Annotated in this window: 3 protein-coding genes; 2 read left to right on the top strand and 1 reads right to left on the bottom strand. The window is 64.0% G+C overall.

The genetic code is table 11. The annotated features are described in order from the left end of the window. Window positions 1–532 precede the first annotated feature (532 nt). Window positions 533–1,057 (top strand): hypothetical protein, encoded by a 525-nt coding sequence (locus DM816_RS41540; RefSeq protein ID WP_162908414.1) that lies wholly within the window; start codon window positions 533–535, stop codon window positions 1,055–1,057. A gap of 74 nt (window positions 1,058–1,131) precedes the next feature. Further along, entirely contained in the window at window positions 1,132–1,581 is a 450-nt protein-coding gene (locus DM816_RS41535) for a hypothetical protein (protein WP_117215900.1), read from the top strand. A gap of 358 nt (window positions 1,582–1,939) precedes the next feature. On the opposite strand, the gene DM816_RS41530 is transcribed toward DM816_RS41535, so the two are convergent. After that, window positions 1,940–2,197 carry a hypothetical protein gene (locus DM816_RS41530; protein ID WP_162908413.1) on the bottom strand — a complete coding sequence of 86 codons (258 nt, stop codon included), beginning with the start codon at window positions 2,195–2,197 and terminating at the stop codon, window positions 1,940–1,942. Between the last annotated feature and the right edge of the window lie 224 nt (window positions 2,198–2,421).

Genomic DNA, 2,421 nt, shown 5'->3' with positions numbered 1-2,421 from the left:
AGACAGTCGTTTGCTCAGGCTCTTCGCCCACTCCAGTTCGGTGCGTGCGTGTCCCGCCCACAGTTCGGCCTGATCGCGGACGTGCTCGGGGGCGTCCCGATTGGGGTACTCCCGCCACTTGGCCTGCACTACGAGCTCCGCTTGCGCGCCCGCCAGGGTGGTGTCAACTCCCACCAACACTAGGGTGCCCTCCTGGTCCGGGTGGTGTCAGCACTGACCTACAAGCGGTGCTGGTGGAGACCTCCAAAGCCACCCTTGGCGCCCGGCTTCGGTCGCCGCGTCGTAGGCCGCCACCATCGCCAGCTTGTACTCAGGCGTAAACGCCCGCCGCTTCGGCCGAGCAGCCCGCGGCCCATCCACCGCATCCATATCAGCAGTACTCAACGTCAGGATTCTCTTGATCCAGTCGCGCCCCACGAAGGTCAGAACACTATCCCTCGGGTGTCTTATAAGATCCTGACAGAGGGGTTTCTCCCGGGTCGCTGTACCCGACCTTTGTTTGAGCGTGGCTCGTCTGTCCACAATGGCATCCATGGCCTCTGTCGAAGAGCTTCTATCGGCCGTTAGCGGCATCATCGGTGCGATCAGCGGCATAGTTGGTTCAATCGTCGCGCTGCTGTCGTGCTGGGCCAACCGGCGGCGACGCGACAAGCCGGGCGGAATGCGGCCGAGCTATGCCGATCGCCAACAGTGGCGCGTCCGGCGATGGGCCGGCATCGCCGTGGCCTGCCTCGGTGGCGCCCTGGCCGGAGCGGTGATGTTCTGGGACTTGCATTCGGTCGTGGCCGCGTCGTTCGCCGCTGGTCTGGCGGTCGGGTCCGTGCCCGTGCTCGTGATGTCCGGACGTGCCCGGCGAACGATATCGCTTGTGGCCGTCGATCATATTGCAGACGTCAGCGAGCATCTCGACCTGGCTGGCCATGCGTACGAGCCGGATCTGGTGTGTGACCGCGAAGAGGCCAGCGTCAGCCTCGAGCGGGGCGCTTATCACCTCAAGGTGCGACGATGGTTGGTCAACCAGGCCAAAGAGCCGATCGCGCAGGTGCTCATGACCTAAGGGTCGATCGCTATCCGGCGCAGCCTGCCAAATCCCGTAGCTTTCATCGGCAGAACCCGCTTTCGATAGATGAGTTGAAGCTATCCGCGTCACTGGATGGGCGTCCAATCCTGTGGAAGGTCATTACGGATGACAGCGCGCTGAAGGAAATCTCGCTGCGGTTCGAGGACAACGAAGAGCGGCTGCCACTGTATCCGGGCGAGCGAGCCTTGCTGGAATACGGGTACTTCGTGGGTGTGGACAAGTGGGGTCCATGGTTCGAGCGATCCGTACAGTGTCCCACTCGCAGGTTGCTGGTGGAGATTCGGCTTCCCGCCCGGCTGGCCCATAAGGTATGGGGGACGGTGCGCGATACCTTGGCCGAGCCCGAGAAGGCGATTGACATCACCCGCACGGTCGACGGGGAGTTCGCCGTGTTCAGTTGGAAGGCCGCCGACCCGCGCCTGTTCGCAGTCGTCCGAATGAGATGGGAGCTGACCTACGCGAGCGGGCGGCAGGCGCCCAGCGGAAGCGAGCCGCCGTGACCAGGGTTCCGGTACGAGAATGGGGCGCAGCGCCGCTGGCACGAAACCGCCGCTCAGGGTTGGGTCAGTGACAAGACCGAAGAACGCGCCGGAGATAACACGCGGCGCGAAGCGCCGCCTGCGCCAACCGTCCGGTGACCGTTCCGATTCGGACACCGTCAGGGCCGTCCGATGAACGGGCCTGCATAAGACGGTCAGCCGCGACATCGCGACACTCGCATGTGGACTTTTGGTCGTCCGACGCCCGATCCCCTACGTACAACCGGCTTCGTTAGATCAACGCGCGGATCGCGGCTTCCGGACGCCTTGATCCGTATCGTGAGCGGTACGGCAACATCGCTGTCAGCGCCTCATACGCCTATGACGGCGGGCGTGCCGGCAACCAGTCCTCCACATGGCGATGCCGGCCGAGGCCGATCGCGTCGAATTCGTCATAATGGCCGTCGACGGAAACACCCAAGCGGCGAAGCGCCTGCGAGATCGGTGACCAGCCCGGAGCGGGCAAAGGCTCATCCTCGGTCAATACCAGTGGACCCAAGACTAGGATCCCGCCATGCCATACCGCCGCAAACTGCGAGCCGACACCTCCGAAGTAGTCCAACTCGACATATGCCACCGGGTCAATCGCTGACCAGGCGGCCAGGACCACCTCGAAGTGGGGTGGGAACCTGTGAGCCGGCGCGAACCGCGGGTCTCCTGTCGTCGACGCCTGAATACTGACCCCCTGACGGCGGGTCAAGGATGACCCCTCCGAGTATCAGGAGGGTGTTGAACGTGGAGGACTGGGCGGAGATCCGCCGGTTGTACCGGGCCGAGCAGATGCCGATCAAGGCGATTGCC

The organism is Allorhizocola rhizosphaerae (assembly GCF_003426775.1).
GTDB lineage: Bacteria > Actinomycetota > Actinomycetes > Mycobacteriales > Micromonosporaceae > Allorhizocola > Allorhizocola rhizosphaerae.
This window is presented reverse-complemented; position numbering and strand designations above follow the sequence as displayed.